General features: G+C 73.1%; 15 protein-coding genes. 10 read left to right on the top strand and 5 right to left on the bottom strand.

All coding sequences use genetic code 11. From position 1 onward, the window contains the following. Nucleotides 1–185: 185 nt before the first annotated feature. The 5 genes from pdhA (at nt 186) to OG509_RS19515 (ending at nt 5750) form a co-directional block, all read left to right on the top strand. Nucleotides 186–1400: a pyruvate dehydrogenase (acetyl-transferring) E1 component subunit alpha gene (gene pdhA / locus OG509_RS19495; RefSeq protein ID WP_406183710.1), complete on the top strand. Its 1215-nt coding sequence runs from the start codon at nt 186–188 to the stop codon at nt 1398–1400. Nucleotides 1401–1405: 5 nt separating this feature from the next. Then, nucleotides 1406–2386 (top strand): alpha-ketoacid dehydrogenase subunit beta, encoded by a 981-nt coding sequence (locus OG509_RS19500; protein ID WP_385587169.1) that lies wholly within the window; start codon nt 1406–1408, stop codon nt 2384–2386. 34 nt (nt 2387–2420) lie between these two features. Next, complete coding sequence (locus tag OG509_RS19505; RefSeq protein WP_406187627.1) at nt 2421–3845, top strand: dihydrolipoamide acetyltransferase family protein; 1425 nt, start codon at nt 2421–2423, stop codon at nt 3843–3845. Between the two features lie 130 nt (nt 3846–3975). Continuing rightward, nucleotides 3976–4908, top strand: coding sequence for a GNAT family N-acetyltransferase (locus OG509_RS19510; RefSeq protein WP_406183711.1), 933 nt, complete (start codon nt 3976–3978; stop codon nt 4906–4908). Nucleotides 4909–4985: 77 nt separating this feature from the next. Further along, the gene (locus OG509_RS19515; protein ID WP_406183712.1) at nt 4986–5750 is read left to right on the top strand and encodes a hypothetical protein; all 765 of its coding nucleotides are present in this window, start codon (nt 4986–4988) and stop codon (nt 5748–5750) included. 18 nt (nt 5751–5768) lie between these two features. Here OG509_RS19515 and OG509_RS19520 read toward each other — a convergent pair whose 3' ends face one another. Then, nucleotides 5769–6185 carry a PPOX class F420-dependent oxidoreductase gene (locus OG509_RS19520; protein ID WP_385587178.1) on the bottom strand — a complete coding sequence of 139 codons (417 nt, stop codon included), beginning with the start codon at nt 6183–6185 and terminating at the stop codon, nt 5769–5771. A 74-nt stretch (nt 6186–6259) separates the two neighbouring features. Then, nucleotides 6260–7462: a DUF1266 domain-containing protein gene (locus OG509_RS19525; RefSeq protein WP_406183713.1), complete on the bottom strand. Its 1203-nt coding sequence runs from the start codon at nt 7460–7462 to the stop codon at nt 6260–6262. A gap of 252 nt (nt 7463–7714) precedes the next feature. On the opposite strand from OG509_RS19525, the gene OG509_RS19530 reads away from it, so the two are divergent. The 3 genes from OG509_RS19530 to OG509_RS19540 all read left to right on the top strand — a co-directional run bounded on the left by OG509_RS19530 (nt 7715) and on the right by OG509_RS19540 (nt 11245). Then, on the top strand, nt 7715–8839 hold the full coding sequence (locus OG509_RS19530; protein ID WP_406183714.1) for a hypothetical protein: 1125 nt from the start codon (nt 7715–7717) through the stop codon (nt 8837–8839). 165 nt (nt 8840–9004) lie between these two features. Beyond that, nucleotides 9005–10894 carry a C1 family peptidase gene (locus tag OG509_RS19535; protein WP_406183715.1) on the top strand — a complete coding sequence of 630 codons (1890 nt, stop codon included), beginning with the start codon at nt 9005–9007 and terminating at the stop codon, nt 10892–10894. Between the two features lie 18 nt (nt 10895–10912). Then, entirely contained in the window at nt 10913–11245 is a 333-nt protein-coding gene (locus tag OG509_RS19540; RefSeq protein WP_406183716.1) for a protease inhibitor I42 family protein, read from the top strand. On the opposite strand, the gene OG509_RS19545 is transcribed toward OG509_RS19540, so the two are convergent. After that, entirely contained in the window at nt 11211–12407 is a 1197-nt protein-coding gene (locus tag OG509_RS19545; protein WP_406183717.1) for a DUF418 domain-containing protein, read from the bottom strand. The two genes, OG509_RS19540 and OG509_RS19545, sit on opposite strands and share 35 nt — an antisense overlap. Before the next feature lie 145 nt (nt 12408–12552). On the opposite strand from OG509_RS19545, the gene OG509_RS19550 reads away from it, so the two are divergent. Together OG509_RS19550 and OG509_RS19555 are read left to right on the top strand one after the other, a co-directional pair. Further along, nucleotides 12553–13218 (top strand): GntR family transcriptional regulator, encoded by a 666-nt coding sequence (locus OG509_RS19550; RefSeq protein ID WP_406183718.1) that lies wholly within the window; start codon nt 12553–12555, stop codon nt 13216–13218. Nucleotides 13219–13247: 29 nt separating this feature from the next. Further along, nucleotides 13248–14618: a nitrate/nitrite transporter gene (locus tag OG509_RS19555; RefSeq protein WP_406187628.1), complete on the top strand. Its 1371-nt coding sequence runs from the start codon at nt 13248–13250 to the stop codon at nt 14616–14618. 42 nt (nt 14619–14660) lie between these two features. Here OG509_RS19555 and OG509_RS19560 read toward each other — a convergent pair whose 3' ends face one another. Both OG509_RS19560 and OG509_RS19565 read right to left on the bottom strand, forming a co-directional pair. Beyond that, nucleotides 14661–15821: a helix-turn-helix domain-containing protein gene (locus OG509_RS19560; RefSeq protein ID WP_406183719.1), complete on the bottom strand. Its 1161-nt coding sequence runs from the start codon at nt 15819–15821 to the stop codon at nt 14661–14663. A gap of 103 nt (nt 15822–15924) precedes the next feature. Then, complete coding sequence (locus tag OG509_RS19565; protein ID WP_387285632.1) at nt 15925–16755, bottom strand: maleylpyruvate isomerase family mycothiol-dependent enzyme; 831 nt, start codon at nt 16753–16755, stop codon at nt 15925–15927. Between the last annotated feature and the right edge of the window lie 11 nt (nt 16756–16766).

Below are 16766 nucleotides of genomic sequence, written 5' to 3' on the forward strand. Positions count from 1 at the left end.
TCAAGTGGGGTTTCGCAGTTATGCGGCGCACTGGGTAACGTGCATTGCGCAGGGCACTTGCCGGGGCACCTGTCACGCCTGAATCCGTACACGACGCGCACCCACCCTTGTGCGCTGGTACAGATCCAGGTGAGCCGCACTGGACCCCGGAGAACCCGGGAGCCGGACCGACGGAGGAGCAACACGTGACCGTGGAGAGCACTGCCGCGCGCAAGCCGCGACGCAGCAGCGGCACCAAGCGGGCGGCAGGCGCGGCGAGCGCCGCCAAGGCCCCCGCTGCCAAGGCTGTCGCCACCGCGCAGAACGCCGAGCCCCAGCTCGTACAGCTGCTGACGCCCGAGGGAGAACGGGTCAGCGCAGCGGACAATCCCGACGCTGCGGAGTTCCTGTCCTTCGTCGAGGACATCACCACCGAGGACCTGCGCGGGCTCTACCGCGACATGGTCCTGACCCGCCGCTTCGACGGCGAGGCGACCGCCCTCCAGCGCCAGGGCGAGCTGGGCCTGTGGGCCTCGCTGCTCGGCCAGGAGGCCGCCCAGATCGGCTCCGGCCGCGCGCTGCGCGACGACGACTACGTGTTCCCGACGTACCGCGAACACGGCGTGGCCTGGTGCCGCGGCGTCGACCCGACGAACCTGCTCGGCATGTTCCGTGGTGTGAACCACGGCGGCTGGGACCCGAACATCAACAACTTCCACCTGTACACGATCGTGATCGGCTCGCAGACGCTGCACGCGACCGGTTACGCGATGGGTGTGGCCAAGGACGGCGCGGACTCCGCGGTCATCGCCTACTTCGGCGACGGCGCGTCCAGCCAGGGCGACGTCGCAGAGGCGTTCACCTTCTCGGCGGTCTACAACTCCCCCGTGGTGTTCTTCTGCCAGAACAACCAGTGGGCGATCTCCGAGCCGACCGAGCGCCAGATGCGCGTGCCGCTGTACCAGCGCGCCCAGGGCTTCGGCTTCCCCGGCGTCCGCGTGGACGGCAACGACGTCCTGGCCTGCCTCGCGGTCACCCGCTGGGCGCTGGCGCGGGCCCGCGCGGGCGAGGGCCCGACCCTGGTCGAGGCGTTCACGTACCGCATGGGCGCGCACACCACCTCCGACGACCCGACGAAGTACCGGCGGGACGAGGAGACGGCGGCCTGGGAGGCGAAGGACCCGATCCTGCGCCTGAAGACGTACCTGCTGGCGAGCGGCGGGGCCGACGAGGCCTTCTTCGAGGCCCTGGAGGTCGAGAGCGAGGCGCTGGGCAAGCGGGTGCGCGAGGTCGTGCGCGCCATGCCCGACCCGGACACCATGGCGATCTTCGAGAACGTCTACGCGGACGGGCACGCGCTCGTCGACGAGGAGCGCGCCCAGTTCGCCGCCTACCTCGCTTCCTTCGAAGGCGGGGAGTGACCGTCATGGCCGTACAGAAGCTCACCATCGCGAAGGCGCTCAACGATTCGCTGCGCAAGGCCCTGGAGCAGGATCCGAAGGTCCTGATCATGGGCGAGGACGTCGGCAAGCTGGGCGGTGTCTTCCGGATCACCGACGGCCTGCAGAAGGACTTCGGCGAGGAGCGGGTCATCGACACCCCGCTCGCCGAGTCGGGCATCGTCGGCACGGCGATCGGGCTCGCGCTGCGCGGCTACCGCCCTGTGGTCGAGATCCAGTTCGACGGTTTCGTGTTCCCCGCGTACGACCAGATCGTCACGCAGCTCGCGAAGATGCACGCCCGCTCCCTGGGCAAGATCAAGATGCCGGTCGTCATCCGCATCCCCTACGCGGGCGGCATCGGCGCGGTCGAGCACCACTCGGAGTCCCCGGAGACGCTGTTCGCGCACGTCCCGGGCCTGAAGGTGGTCTCGCCCTCGAACGCGAGCGACGCGTACTGGATGCTCCAGCAGGCGATCCTCAGCGACGACCCGGTGATCTTCTTCGAGCCGAAGCGGCGCTACTGGGACAAGGGCGAGGTCGACACCGACGCGATCCCGGACGCCCTGCACGCGGCGCGCGTGGCGCGGGAGGGCTCGGACATCACCCTCGCGGCGTACGGCCCGATGGTGAAGGTCTGCCTGGAGGCGGCGGCCGCGGCGGCCGAGGAGGGCAAGTCGGTGGAGGTCGTGGACCTGCGCTCGATGTCCCCGATCGACTTCGACGGGCTGCAGGCCTCGGTGGAGAAGACCCGCCGGCTCGTGGTCGTCCACGAGGCCCCGGTGTTCCTGGGCACGGGTGCGGAGATCGCCGCTCGCATCACGGAGCGGTGCTTCTACCACCTGGAGGCGCCGGTGCTGCGCGTGGGCGGTTTCCACGCCCCGTACCCGCCGGCCCGCCTGGAGGACGAGTACCTGCCGGGCCTGGACAGGGTGCTCGACGCCGTCGACCGCTCGCTTGCGTACTGAGGAGAGCGTTCCCGTGACGATCCGCGAATTCAAGATGCCCGATGTGGGCGAGGGCCTCACCGAGGCCGAGATCCTCAAGTGGTACGTCCAGCCGGGTGACACGGTCACCGACGGGCAGGTCGTCTGCGAGGTCGAGACGGCGAAGGCGGCCGTGGAGCTGCCGATCCCGTTCGACGGTGTCGTGCACGCGCTGCTGTTCGAGGAGGGCACCACGGTCGATGTCGGCCAGGTGATCATCTCGGTGCAGACGGGTGCGGCGGAGGAGGCCCCCGCGGCTGCCGCCGCTGCCCCGGCCCCCGTTGCCGCCCCGGCTCCGGCCGAGGCCGCCGAGGAGCCGGCCACCACGGCCCGCCAGCCCGTCCTGGTCGGCTACGGGGTCTCCCAGGCCTCGACGAAGCGCCGCCCGCGCAAGGCCGTGCCGGGCGCGGCGGCCGCGCAGAACGGCACCGCCGCGGTGGCCCTGCCGGCCGTACCGGCCCAGCCGGAGGCGGCTCCGGCCGCCGCCGCCGGGCTGAACGGCAGTGGCAGCGGCCACGCCGTCGGGGAGCGCCCGCTGGCGAAGCCGCCGGTGCGCAAGCTCGCCAAGGACCTCGGCATCGACCTGGCCTCCGTGGTGCCCACCGGTGAGGGCGGGGTCGTGACCCGCGAGGACGTGCACGCCGCCGCCGCGGCCGCGATCACCCCGCAGGCGGCGGTGCCCGCGCCGGCTCCGGCCGTACCGGTACCCGTCCAGCCGGCGGCAACGGCGGCCCCGGAGGCCCGGGAGACCCGTATCCCGGTCAAGGGCGTCCGCAAGGTCACCGCCCAGGCGATGGTCGGCTCCGCGTTCACCGCGCCGCACGTCACCGAGTTCATCACCTTCGATGTGACCCGCACGATGAAGCTGGTCCAGGAGCTCAAGGACGACCCGGACCTCGCCGGTCTGCGGATCAACCCGCTGCTGCTCATCGCCAAGGCGGTGCTGGTGGCCATCCGCCGCAACCCGGACGTCAACGCGTCCTGGGACGAGGCGGCCCAGGAGATCGTGCTCAAGCACTACGTCAACCTGGGCATCGCGGCCGCCACCCCGCGCGGTCTGATCGTCCCGAACATCAAGGACGCGCACACCAAGACCCTCGGCGAGCTGTCGACGGCCCTGTCCGAGCTGGTCGGCACGGCCCGCGAAGGCAAGACCTCCCCGGCCGACATGCAGAACGGCACCATCACCATCACCAACGTCGGCGTCTTCGGCGTCGACACCGGTACGCCCATCCTGAACCCCGGCGAGTCCGCGATCCTCGCGGTCGGCGCGATCAAGCTCCAGCCGTGGGTCCACAAGGGCAAGGTGAAGGCGCGCCACGTCACCACCCTGGCGCTGTCGTTCGACCACCGCCTCATCGACGGTGAGCTCGGCTCGAAGTTCCTGGCGGACATCGCGGCCGTCCTGGAACACCCGCGCCGCCTCGTCACCTGGTCGTAGCGGTACCCGGCCGCAGTCCGGCACCCGAAGCCCCCCTCGCCACCGCACCGCGAGGGGGGCTTCGGCGCGAGCGGCGTGTGAGCGGCAAATGCCTGGCCGGACGTACGGTTCCTCGGCGATGATCACCGACATGAGATTCCGCGCTGCCACCGCAGACCCCGCCGACATCGACCGCGCCCTCGCCTACCCGGCCGACGGGCCCGTCGAGGCCCTGTCCGCCGAGAAGATCCGCGAGGAGCTCGCCGGGAACCAGTTCCGGCCCGAGTGGATCTGGTTCGCCGAGGACGAGGACGGCGAGGTCCTGGGCCGCGCGCTGTGGTGGGGCCGCGCCGACAGCGAGCGGCCCATCGCGCTCGACTGCCTCCAGATACGGGACTCCGTCGCCGACCCGGCCGCACTCGCCGCCGGGCTGCTCGCCGCCGGGCACGAGGCCTTCGGGAACCTCCCGCTCTACAACGTCTCACTGCCCGGCGACTGGCGGACCCGCCCCGAGCTCGTCGACGCCGTCGCCTGGCGCCAGAAGGCCGCGTACGAGGCGGGGCTGACCCGGGAGATCGAGCGGCTGCGCTACGAGTGGACCCCGGCTGCCGGGACTGCCGAGCCGACCGGGCGGCTGGTCTTCCGCGAGGGCACCGACGAGGAGTTCCTCGACGCCTTCACCCGCCTCTCGGCCGGCAGCCTGGACCTGCACACGCAGAACGAGCTCCGCTCGATGGAAGCCGGGCAACTGGCGCGCGCGGACATGGAGTTCTACCTCGACTGCCCCGGCGAGCGCTCCTGGTGGCGGCTGGCCCACCTCCCGGACGGCACGCTCGCGGGCATGGCCATCCCCTCCGCGACCCCGTACCACCGCAACGTCGGCTACCTGGGCGTCGTCCCGGAGCAGCGCGGCCGCGGTCTGATCGACGAGGTCCTGGCGGAGATCACCCGCTTCCACGCGGCCGCCGGCGCCGAGCGCATCACCGCGACCACGGATACCGTCAACGCCCCCATGGCCGCCGCCTTCGACCGCGCCGGCTACGAGGTCACGGAGATCCGCCTCGTCCTGGAGCCGGAGGCGTAGCCGCGTCCGGTTGGGGCTCCGCGGGGCGCTCTGACACCGGCAGGGGGTAGCCTCCCCGCCGGGGAAGGGGGGCGGGAGTGGCCATCGCCGAGTTGCAGGTGTACTCCGTCGAGGAGGCCGACGTCACGGGCGGGGTGTGCGTGGTCCGCTGCCTCGGCGGGGTCGCGCGCGCCGGGCAGGTCTACGCCGTCGGGGAACTGCGGCTGGGGCTGCGGCGGATCGAGCGGTACGGGCGCACCGTGGCCTTCTTCGACGCGGGGCACGTGGCCAAGGTCCACCTCACCGGCGCCCTGGTCGCGCTGCTCACCCGGGGCCAGGTGCTGACCGCCGTCCCGCCCGGCGGGCACGCGCTGGAGGACATCGAGGCCTGGCTGGCCACCGGCCCCCCGCTGCTGGACGAGCCGCATCCGCTGACCCTGCGGACGCTGGCCGTGGGCCGGATGCAGGGTGACTGGCTGCCCGAGGAGATCCGGCTGCGCTGGGGCACGGTGGCGCTGGCCGCGACGCACCGCAAGGCGGACTGGGAGGGCTCGCACGCGCTGGACCGCGCGGTCGAGGTGGCCGCCGTACGGGGCTACCTGATCGGGCAGTTCGGCCCGGGCCGCGGCGGCGACCCGGCGGCCCTGTGCCGGGACGCCCTGGCGCTGATCGACCTGACCCCGGCGGAGGCGGCCGCGGAGGCCCGCACCTGGCGCGACCTGCCGCGACCCCGCATCCAGCACCTGCGGCGCATCAAGCTCCTGCTGCCGTGGATGGCCCTCGTACGGCCCCACCTCGCGGACGGCGACCCGCTCGCGGCGGCGGTCGACGCCTGGTCGGAGGTCCGCCCGCAGCTGCCGTGACCGCGGCCGGGTAAGCGGCTATCCGGCCTTGGTGGCGTTGCCGAGCACCTTGGTCGGGGTGATGCGCACGACGAGGCGGACGTTCTCGGCCGGGGCCTCGGCGTACTCCTTGCCGGCGCCCGGCCCCAGGTACTCCTCCGAGATGCGGACGGCGACCTCGCGGCCCGTGTCCTCGGTGACGGTGGCCGTGCCGCGGATCTCCACGTACAGGAAGGGGTTGGCCGTGTCGAAGACGGTCAGCCCGACGCGCGCGTCACGGGCGATGTTCCGCTGCTTGCGGCGCCCCTGCTCGGTGGAGATCAGCACGTCGGCGCCGTCCCGGGTCACCCAGACCACCGAACTCTGCGGACCGCCGTCGGGGTTGAGGGTGGTGAGCACCGCCGGGTGCGGGGAGTCGAGAAGCTTGCGTACCGTGTCGTTCAGCACAATGGTCATGCGGGCGAGGCTAGTTGGGGTCTTCCGGCCCCGTCCAAGGATTCGCCGCTACTGGGGAAGGTCGGCGGCTTCCCTCACTTCCAGGGGATGTTGAGCCATGGGCTGGCCGGCTCGGTGGTCAGCGTGAGGTGCGTGGCGAGCGAGCTGTCGTACCACTCCCCGAACTCCTCCTCGTCGAAGTGCAGGCACCGGCCGAGGAGGTACCCGGCGGAGAACTCCTGCCAGGAGCGGTACGTCTCGCCGGCCGCCTCACCGGCGCGGAGCACGGCGCGTTCCACCTCCTCCACGGCGCCGTAGCGGGTGCCGAGGCCCCAGCGGGCCATCTGCGAGGCCCGGCCGATGTCCCAGCCCTCGACGGACCGAACGTATCCCCCGTCGGGGAGCAGCCCGTCGGCCCGGAAGCGCTGCTCGTACCGGGCGATGCGGCCGATCAGGCGCTGTACGCCCGCCACCTCGCCCTCGACCTCGGCGGTGGGGCGCGGCTGGGCGACCGTGACCCCGTCGGGGGTGAGCTGCGGTTCGGCGGCCCGCTCGGCGCTGCGGCGCAGGCTGGCCTCGGCGGCGTGCCGCCAGTGCTCGACGTCGACGGGCCCGGCGAAGTCGGAGGCGAGCATCCGGCGGACGCGCAGGACGAACTCCCAGACGGGGCTGACGATCTCGGCGTTCAGCATGCGGTGCAGGACGTCGAGCCATTCCTCGCGGGTGGTGATGCCCCACAGACCGCGCAGGCGCTCGCGCTCGCGGGTGTAGCCGGAGCCGTGGTAGGCGAGCGCGTTCCAGAACTCTCCGTTGGTGACGGCGAGATGGGCGCCGACGGCCAGCCCGCGGGCGACGGGCCCGTGCAGGGGCCCGCCGGTGTGCAGGGCGTGGACGGCGCCGGGGGCCAGGCCCCAGCTGGTGGCGGCGTCCCAGTGGGCCCGCCAGCGGGCGAGGTCGGCGGGGCCGGTGGTGAGGTAGGCCTCGGCGGGGCTGCCGGGGTTCACGGCCAGGTACGGGGGGTCCCGGTGGTCCCAGGCGTTGGCGAACCAGGCGAGGCTCTGGCGCACGAAGACGGTCTCGGGAGTGGGGACGGGCAGCATCCCGCAGGTGTAGACGGGCAGGCTGTGGCCGACCGGGTAGAAGCGGGCCTGCGTGGGCTCGGCATCGATCTGGGCGCGGGGCTGGGGGAGGAACAGCTCGGCGCGGGCGAGCGCGTCGAGATACCGCCCCCACTCACCGGCGTTCTTCGCCTCGTACAGCTCTCTCTCGACAGCGCTCGGCGCGATCCAGGTCCCCATGGGGGAACCCTAACGGGGCCCTCCGACGCCACCGCCGATGGTCACGCAGGGTGATGGTTTCACGAGGGTGCAGCACCGTCGGCGCAGCCGATGGGGTGAAGGGATCCGTGCAGGTCGTGGCGGTGGGCAGGGCGTGAGTGGGGGTGTTTCCGGGATCCGCGGGCCGGTTTCCGGTTGCCGAATGTGACCGGGTGGCGGTGAGTGGACAGGGGCACAACCCCTGCCCCATCCACTCTGAACAGGAGAGAGATCTTGCACCGCATCACCCGCTACACCCTCCCCGCCGCCCTGTGCGTGACGCTGCTGTCCGTTTCCCCCGCCCTGGCCGGTGCGGCCGTCGCCCCGACGCTTCCGTCGGCGCCGGTGGCGAAGAAGGCCGTCCCCGGTGCCGAGGCGCTCACCGCGCAGGTGGCCTCCCTGGGGTCCGCCGGCAGCCTGATCACCCCGGTCACGAACTTCCTCGGGGAGGTCCTGAAGTCGCCTGACGGGAAGCTCCCGGAGGCGGACCTCGCCGCGCACAAGCAGAAGATCGACGCGGCGCTCGCCGGCCTGAAGCAGACCTTCGCGGCGGCCGCCCCGGCGGCGCCCGCGGCGCCGGCGGCGCCCGCCGTGCCGGAGGCCGTGGCCAAGCCGCCGGCGAACGTGTCGGTGACCCCGGTGGTCCTGCCGAACCCGCCCGCGGACGAGCCCCCGGCATCGGTGGCGAAGCCCCCGGCGGACGCTGCGAAGCCGCCGGTGGACGCTGCGAAGCCGCCGGTGGACGCTGCGAAGCCGCCGGCGGACGCTGCGAAGCCGCCGGTGGACGCCGCGAAGCCGCCGGTTGAGGTGGCGCAGCCGCCCGTGGAGGTCGCGAAGCCGCCGGTGGAGGCTGCGAAGCCGCCCGTAGAGGCTGCGAAGCCCCCGGTGGAGGCTGCGAAGCCGCCCGTCGAGGCCGCCAAGCCGCCCGTGGAAGCGGCCAAGCCGCCCGTGGAAGTGGCGAAGCCCCCCGTCGAGGTGGCGAAGCCGCCCGTGGAGGCCGCCAAGCCGCCCGTGGAAGTGGCGAAGCCGCCCGTGGAGATGGCCAAGCCGCCGGTCGAGGCCGCCAAGCCGCCCGCCGCCGTCGCGCAGCCCGTCACGCTCCCGGCCGTCGCTCCGGTCGTCGCCGCGAAGCCCACGGCCGTGGACCCCGCCCGCGTGGACCTCGTCACCGCCGTCGACCACCTCAAGGCCTCCGTCGACGAAGTCGCGAAGGCGGCCGGTCCCAACGGCCGCGCCACCGACGCCAAGACCAAGGCCAACGACGTCGTCAACGACCTCGGCGCCACCGTGGTCGCCCTGTTCACCGGCCTCGGCCTGCCCGGCATGCCGGCCGCCGCCGCCCCCGCCCCGGCGGAATAGGCCCCACCCCCCGCCCCCGGCGTCCCTCCGACGCCGGGGGCGGACGGGCGTCTCGTACGACCCCCCGTGCGCCCGCGCGACCGTGCAGACACCCTTGACGCGCCCCGCCACCCGATGGACGCTCCCGGGTCTCGCATACGAACGGTGTCAGCTGGGGGGCCGGTCATGCCGGAGGAGTCTGTCCAGACGGTGGGGGAGCTACGCGCGCAGCTCGTATCGCGGCGAGCGCGCTGGTCCGTCATCGAACATCTCGCCGACGAGGAGCCCGTACCCCGGCCCTCCCTCGGCCTGGAACCCGGGGCGAACCTCACGCCCGCCGAGCAGATCGGTGCCATCGACCTGCGGGCCCTCATCGGCCACGAGAGCGCCAATCCGCACCTCACCCGCCGCCGCGCCGCCCACGGCCTGCTGTCCGACACGCCGCCCGCGGGGCTCGGAGCCCGCCCGGCCGCCGTCGACTGGCGCACCCGCTGGGGCTGGCCCTGGATCACCAAGGTCAAGGACCAGGACCCGTGCGGCTCCTGCTGGGCCTTCGGGGCCGCGGGCCTCGTCGAATCCATGGCCCGCATCGAGCACAACGTCTGGGCCAAGCGCTCCGAGGGGGACGTCCACGACGGTCTGAAGTTCACCTGCGGCCAGGGCTCCAACCCCGAGACCGCCCTCGACTGGGTCAAGGACAACGGCGGTCTCGCCGATCCCGACTGCTGGCCCTACTCCCCGCCCCCGCCCACCGTCCCGGCCGACCGCCGCGACGCCTGGCGCGCCGAGTACACGCCCAGCTGGGACCGGTCCGGCCGGACCGTCCGGATCACCGACTACGTCCGCCTCGGCGACGTCGGGCAGCAGAAGGTCTGGCTCGACACCGTCGGCCCGCTCACCGCCTGCTTCGACGTGTACGACGATTTCTTCGGCCTCGGCTCCGGCGTCTACCACCGCACGAGCGAGCGCCTCGCGGGCGGCCACTGCGTGCTGATCGTCGGCTACGACGACGCCGCCGGCTGCTGGCTGTTCAAGAATTCCTGGGGGACGGGCTACCACGTCGGCGGGTACGGGCGCATCGCCTACGGCGAGGTCAACATCGACTACTGGGCCAAGTGCGGCCTGCGCGGCACCAACATCGACCCGTGGAGCAAGCGCCGCCTGCACGCCGGCAACGTCTACGAGAGCGGCAACGGCCGCGCCCACCGTAATTTCGAGCTGTGCGCCACCGCCGGCGGCGGCCGCCTCCAGCACTGGTGGCGCGAGGGCGACGCCCCCTTCCCGTGGGCCCGCGCCCGGTCGTACGCGAACGACGCCTCCGGCCAGCCCGCCTTCACCGGGACCACCTACAACCGGAACATGGAGTCCCTGCACGTGACCATCGGCGGCCGGCTGCGCCACTGGTACTACGAGCAGTCCGCCGGCGTCTGGCGCGACGGCGGAGCCTTCGGGCCGGGCGACGCCGCGATCGGCTCGACCCCGGCGTTCATCCAGAGCGACTACGGCAAGCCGGGCAACTTCGAGGCGGTCGTCCGCACCGCCGACGGCCGTCTGAACCACTGGTGGCGGATCAACGGCGCCCCCTGGACCTGGAACGACGGCGGCCGCTTCGCCTCCGCCATCGCCCACTTCGGGCCCGCCCTGGTCCAGACCCGCAGCCGCCACCTCGACCTCGTCGCCACCCGTACGGACGGCCGGATGCAGCTGTGGTGGCGCGACGACCCGAACGGCTTCGCCTGGCGCCCCGGAGAGGTCTTCGGCATCGCGATCACCTCCGCGCCCTGCCTGATCGAGGCCCAGTACGGGGCGGCCGACGAGGACACCGCCGGGAACTACGAGCTCTGCGCGGTCGGCGCCGACGGGCGCGTCGAGCACTGGTGGCGCGGCAACGCCTCCGGCTCCGCCTGGAGCCGCAGCGCCGTCTTCGGCCACGACGCGCTCGCCGTCACCGGGATGCTCCAGGGCAGTTTCGGGTTCAACCTGGAGGTCATCGTCCTGCGCACGGACCGGCAGCTGCAGCACTACTGGCGGGACAGGGCGGGCTGGCACGAGGGGCCGGTGATCGGCCCCGCCTGAGCCGGGAGGTCTTCGCGGGTGGAGGTACGCCAGATCGTCCTCGGCGCCGGTGAGTCGTACGAGCTGCGGCTCACCGGCCGCGGGGCGCGCGGGTACGTGTGGACCTGGCAGGTCACCGGGGACGCGGACGCCGTCTCCGTCAGCGATGTGAGCGGGCCCGCGCCGCCCGTGGAGATCCTGCCCGGCGCCCCGCTGGAGCGGGCGTACGTGGTCCGGGGCCGCTGCCCGGGCGGGCGGGCCCGGATCCGCTTCGCGCAGATCCGGCCGCCGTATCCGCAGGAGGCCCCGTACGACGAGTTCGTCCTGGAGGTGGAGGTCACGGGCGCGGCCGACGGGGCCCGAGGGAGCTGAGCGCCCAGTGCTGTACGGCCTCCAGCGGGCCCCGCTCGAAGCGGCGCAGCCAGAGCCGCGACGCGGCGACCAGGACGAGGCCGACCCCCGCCCACAGGCCCATCACCCACCAGGGCCCGCTCCCGCCCAGCCGGTCGGCGAGCCCGAGCCCGATGCCGTAGCAGAGCAGCATGCAGAGCAGGTTCTGGCCGACGTAGCAGGACAGGGCGGTGCGCCCGACGGAGCCGAGGGCTCCGGCCCCCGGGACCCGGAAGCGGTCCAGGGCGCAGCCGATCAGGCCGATGTACCCGACGGCGATCAGCGGGGCGATCCCGTAGCGCCCCAGGACGAAGAAGTCGGGGCCGCCCAGCGCGGCGGCGGCTCCCAGCGGCAGCCCGAGGCCGAGACCCCACCCGGCCATCCGGACCCGGATCCGGCGCCCGTCGGCGCTCGCGGCGAAGGCCCCGGCGCGGTGGAGCCGGACCCCGAGGAGGAAGAGGAAGACCAGCAGCCCGAAGGAGAAGACGGGCTCGATGCGCAGCGCGGGGGCGTGGCCGAGCCGGAAGGCGATCTGGTCGAGGTAGCCGCCCTCGGCGTACAGCCGGACGGCGGCCGGATCGAGGCCCGCGGCAGGCCCGGATTCCGGCCGGGCCAGGCTCCTGAGCGTGAGGAGACCGATCAGGGTCAGGTGCAGACCGCCCGCGGTCCACATCGCGGCCCGCCGCACCTTCTCGGAGCGGGCCAGCAGCCGGGCCACCAGCAGGGCGGTGACGGCGTACCCCATCAGCACGTCCCAGGCGAAGACCAGGACGAAGTGGACGGTCCCCTCCAGGAAGAGGAACGCTGCCCGCCGCGGGTAGCGTCCGGGCCACGGCTCGCCGCGGCGCGCGGCGGAGTCGTACTGGATGGCCAGGCCCACCCCGAACAGGATCGTCAGCAGGGAGAGGAACTTCCCGTCGGCGAGGAAGCGGAAGAGGCTCTCGGCGATGTTCGCGGCGGAGGGGTCGGCGACCGGGTCGGGCGGGTTCAGGCCGCCCTGGAGCACGCCCCACTCGGAGCCTGGGGACGCGAAGATCCAGACGTTGGTCATGAGCGTGCCGAGGATGGCGGCACCGCGCAGGACGTCGAGGAGGGGCAGTCGGGTCTCGGTCACATCGGGCGAGGCGAGGGTGGTGTGGGCCATGACCTCAGCGTCCCGGCGCGCGGGCCCGCCGGCGTCCTGCGGCCGGACGAAGCCCGGGTACACCCTTCGATGCAGCGGTGCGGAGTTGACGTCCACATCCCGGACGGGGTGACCGGTGCACCCTTCATGTATCTATCCTGTGCGCATGCCGTCAGCCGCACCCCCCGTCCAAGCCGCCGCCACCGCCGCCGAGCGCGTGTACCGACACGTCAAGCAGGCCGTGCTGGTGGACCGCCGCTACGAGGGCGGCACCCTCCTCACCGAGGGCGAACTCGCCGACGCCGTAGGGGTGTCCCGTACGCCGGTCCGCGAGGCGCTGCTGCGGCTGGAGACCGAGGGGCTGCTGAAGCTGTACCCGAAGAAGGGCGCGCTGGTGCTGCCGGTCTCAGCGCAGGAGATCGCCGACGTCATCGAAACCCGGCTGCTGGTCGAGGAGTTCACCGTACGCAGGGCCGTGCCGACGGCGCCCGGCCTGCTGGAGCGGCTCGCCGAACTGCTGGAGGAGCAGCGCCAGCACGCCGCCGAGGGCGACCTCGCGGCGATGATGGCCGCCGACCGGGGCTTCCACGCCGAGATCGTGCGCAGCGCCGGCAACCAGATCCTGAGCCGGCTGTACGACCAGCTCCGCGACCGGCAGCTGCGGATGGGCGTGGCCCTGCTGCACGCGCACCCCGAGCGGGTGGAGCGGACGCTGGCCGAGCACGCGGAGATCCTTCGGGCGCTGCGGGCCGGGGACGCGGAGGCGGCGGCCGCGGCCGTACGGGGCCACGTGGGCCGGGTCGAGGCGCTGGTGCGGGGGACGGGCCGGTGAGCGGGAACGGCGAGAGCGGCGTCAACGGCGTGAACGGAGTCAGTGGCGGCACCGGCGTCTTCCGGGATCCCCCGGGCGGCCGGAAGGCGGTGGCCGTCTGGTCCATCGGCGTCGCTGTCTACTTCGTCGCGGTGATCTTCCGTACGAGTCTGGGCGTGGCCGGGCTGGAGGCGGCGGATCGCTTCCACGTCAACGCCTCGGCGCTCTCGACCTTCTCCATCCTCCAACTGCTGGTGTACGCGGGCATGCAGGTGCCGGTGGGACTGATGGTGGACCGGCTCGGCACCAAGAAGGTGCTGACGCTGGGCGCGGTCCTGTTCACGGCCGGCCAGATCGGCTTCGCGCTCTCGCCCTCGTACGGGATGGCCCTCGCGGCCCGCGCCCTGCTGGGCTGTGGCGACGCGATGACCTTCATATCCGTCCTGCGGTTGGGCACCCGGTGGTTCCCGGCCCGGCGCGGCCCGCTGATGGCGCAGCTGGCGGGGCTGGTCGGCATGGCCGGCAACCTGGTCTCCACGCTGGTGCTGGCCCCCGTACTGCACGGGGTCGGCTGGGTCCAGGCGTTCGCGGGCAGCGCGGTGGCCGGCGTGGTGGTCCTGATCCCCCTGACGCTCTTCCTCCGGGACCACCCGGAAGGCCACGAACCTTCGTCGGCGGGGCTCGTGGGCCGGGGCTTCGTACGCCGCCAGATCCGGGACTCCTGGAGGGAACCCGGCACCCGCCTGGGCCTGTGGGTGCACTTCACGACGCAGTTCCCGGCGATGGTCTTCCTGCTGCTGTGGGGCATGCCGTTCCTGGTCGAGGACCAGGGGCTGGAGCGGACCACCGCGGCGGGGTTGCTGACCCTGGTGGTGGCCTCGAACATGGGCTTCGGCCTCGTGTACGGCCAGCTCATCGGCCGCCGCCAGTCGGCCAGGATCCCGCTGGCCCTGGGCACGGTCGCGCTGACCGCCACCCTGTGGGCCTCGGCCCTGGCCTACCCCGGCCCGCACGCCCCGATGTGGCTGCTCGTCACCTTGTGCGTCGTCCTGGGCACCTGCGGCCCGGCCTCGATGATCGGCTTCGACTTCGCCCGCCCGGCGAACCCGCCGGAGCGCCAGGGCACCGCGTCGGGCCTGACGAACATGGGCGGCTTCCTGGCCTCGATGACGACCCTGCTGGCGGTCGGCCTCCTCCTGGACGCCACCGGCGACAACTACCGGATCGCCTTCTCGTCGGTCTTCGTCGTGGAGCTCCTGGGCCTCACCCAGATCCTCCGCCTGCGCCCCCAGGCCCTGACCCGCGAGCGCACCCGCCTGACCGCGGTCCCGGCCGCATCCGCATCCCCGGCCGCATCCGCATCCCCGGCCGCATCCGCGTCCCCGGCCCCGGCCGAATCCCCGCGGCGGGCGCCCGCGTAGTCCCGGAACGGGCAACGCCGACTCGGCGGCCCGTACGGAACTTCATGGAGTCCCCTTGTCGTTCTGTCCGGCTTGCCCGCCGCCGCCGGCGACGGGCGGGAGGGACCCCCGTACCCCCCGGCCCGCCGGCGATGGTGGCATCGTCGACCGGCCACCGGCTGCCGAATCTACGGCCGGACCAAGCCCCGCGGATGTGCCGGGAGCGCAGGGCTCGTTGATCTTGCGCGCACCTGCCTCCCCGACCGCCCACTGCCGGAAATCGGTGGGGCTGACCCCGTACGCCTCCCGGAACGTCCGGCTGAACACGGCGGGGTTGGTGAACCCCCACCGCCTCGCCACGGTGTGGACGGGGCTGGTCAGGAGCCCCGGGTCCGCGAGATCGGCCCGGCACCGCTCCAGCCTGCGCTGCCGGATCCCGGCCGCGACGGTCTGCCCCTGCTCCCGGAACACCAGCTGGAGCCACCGCAGCGAGATGCCGTGCCGGGCGGCGACGGCGGACGGCGTCAGCTGCGGGTCGCCGAGGTTGTGGTCGATGAACGCGTTGATCCGCTCCAGCAGCGCGCGGCTGCGCGCCTCGGCGGACAGCTTGTCCTCGGCGCCAAGCTGCCCGGCGAGGCAGGCGCCGACGAGGTCGAGGGCGACCGTTCCCAGCCGGTTCAGCTCCGCCTGCCCGCAGTCCGCGCCGTGCGCCGCCAGCGAGAGCATGTACTGGGCGAGGATCGCCCCCAGGCCGTGGCCGCCGGGGATGCGCTGCGCGAGCAGCCGCTCGACCCGGGCGCCGCGCAGGGGCATCGCATTGCGCGGGAACGACAGGGTCACGGCCCGGATCAGGCCGCCGTCCCCGGGAAGGGCCAGCGACTCCATGGGCAGCGAGGTGTCCCAGAGGACCATGTCACCACTGAACAGACCCGAATCGCGGCGGTTCTGCGCGAGCGACATGGTCCCGTCGGCGACGAGCCCGAGCTGGTACTGCTCGGGGTCGCTGCGCCGGACGTGGGCGGCCGTGCGCAGCGAGTGCAGCGAACTGAAGTCGAAGGTGGACACCTGCACACCGCCGAGGTCCAGCACGGAGGCCTCGGCCCAGAACTTCCCCGGCTGCCCGCTCCGGATCGCGAGGGAAACGAGTTCCTGCGCGATGACGTCGGTGAACCAATCGAGTCGTTCCGCCTCCGGCACGGCGGCGGACGACAATCTGGACCACACCTCTGGAACCTCCTGCTGCTGCGCTGTCCCGCCCGTGACAGGGACGAGAAACCGCGCACGCCGGTTCTCAGGAGGCCGAGGGGGGGGGCTACCCGCCCGGCGGCTACGGCGTGACGGCGAAGTGGGCCAGGATCGCGTCCGCCAGCTCGGCGTCGCCCTCGACCTTCACCCGGTCCGCGACGGCGCCCGCGCGGACCCGCCCCGCCGCGAGGCGGACGTACGTCTCCCAGTCCATGGTCAGCGTTACGGCCGGCCCCAGCGAGGGCGTCCCGTCCACCGTCCCGCGTCCCTGCGCGTCCACGCGTACCGTCCGCATGAACTCCACCGGCCCGTGCACGTCGATCACGACGGCCGAGTTCGCCGGCGCCCCGGCCAGCTTCGCGACCACCTTCGGCAGTCCGGCCAGCAGGATGTCCCGTGCCACGTACGCCCCCGGCGAGTCCCAGTTCCCCGGCACGCCCAGCGCCGCCCGCAGGTCCTGCTCGTGGATCCACACGTCGAACGCCCGCAGCCGCAGCGCGAACTCCAGGGTCACCTGGTCGCCCAGCGGCCCCCGCACCATGGTGTCCGGATCCCGCTTCTCGTTCCGCAGCTGACGCGACCGCCGGATGATCGTGTATTCGAGCTCCGAGGTCATTTCCGGCGCGGTGTGGTGCCGCCGGACGTCGACCTGGACCTCCATGTACCGGCTGAACTCGTCGACCACGTGCCGCAGGTCCCTCGCGACGGTGTGGATCGGCCGCGGATCCCCCAGCTGCTCGCACTCGATGCCGATGATGTGCGACACCACATCACGGACGGACCAGCCGGGGCACGGGGTCGCCCGGTTCCACTCGCCCTCCGCCAGGGGGAGGACCAGCTCGGATATCGCCTCGATGGAGTGGGTCCACGCGTCGGCATAGGGCTGGAGGCTGGGATGCGGCTGGACGGTCAACGGGACCCCTC

This window comes from Streptomyces sp. NBC_01006, from assembly GCF_045162725.1.
GTDB lineage: Bacteria > Actinomycetota > Actinomycetes > Streptomycetales > Streptomycetaceae > Streptomyces.

What these genes read in the sequence shown, in the direction of transcription:
- OG509_RS19500 (WP_385587169.1), top strand. Translation starts at nt 1,406, where the DNA reads ATGGCCGTACAGAAGCTCACCATCGCGAAGGCGCTCAACGATTCGCTG.
- OG509_RS19505 (WP_406187627.1), top strand. Translation starts at nt 2,421, where the DNA reads ATGCCCGATGTGGGCGAGGGCCTCACCGAGGCCGAGATCCTCAAGTGG.
- OG509_RS19510 (WP_406183711.1), top strand. Translation starts at nt 3,976, where the DNA reads ATGAGATTCCGCGCTGCCACCGCAGACCCCGCCGACATCGACCGCGCC.
- OG509_RS19520 (WP_385587178.1), bottom strand. Translation starts at nt 6,185, where the DNA reads ATGACCATTGTGCTGAACGACACGGTACGCAAGCTTCTCGACTCCCCG.
- OG509_RS19525 (WP_406183713.1), bottom strand. Translation starts at nt 7,462, where the DNA reads ATGGGGACCTGGATCGCGCCGAGCGCTGTCGAGAGAGAGCTGTACGAG.
- OG509_RS19535 (WP_406183715.1), top strand. Translation starts at nt 9,005, where the DNA reads ATGCCGGAGGAGTCTGTCCAGACGGTGGGGGAGCTACGCGCGCAGCTC.
- OG509_RS19545 (WP_406183717.1), bottom strand. Translation starts at nt 12,407, where the DNA reads ATGGCCCACACCACCCTCGCCTCGCCCGATGTGACCGAGACCCGACTG.
- OG509_RS19550 (WP_406183718.1), top strand. Translation starts at nt 12,553, where the DNA reads ATGCCGTCAGCCGCACCCCCCGTCCAAGCCGCCGCCACCGCCGCCGAG.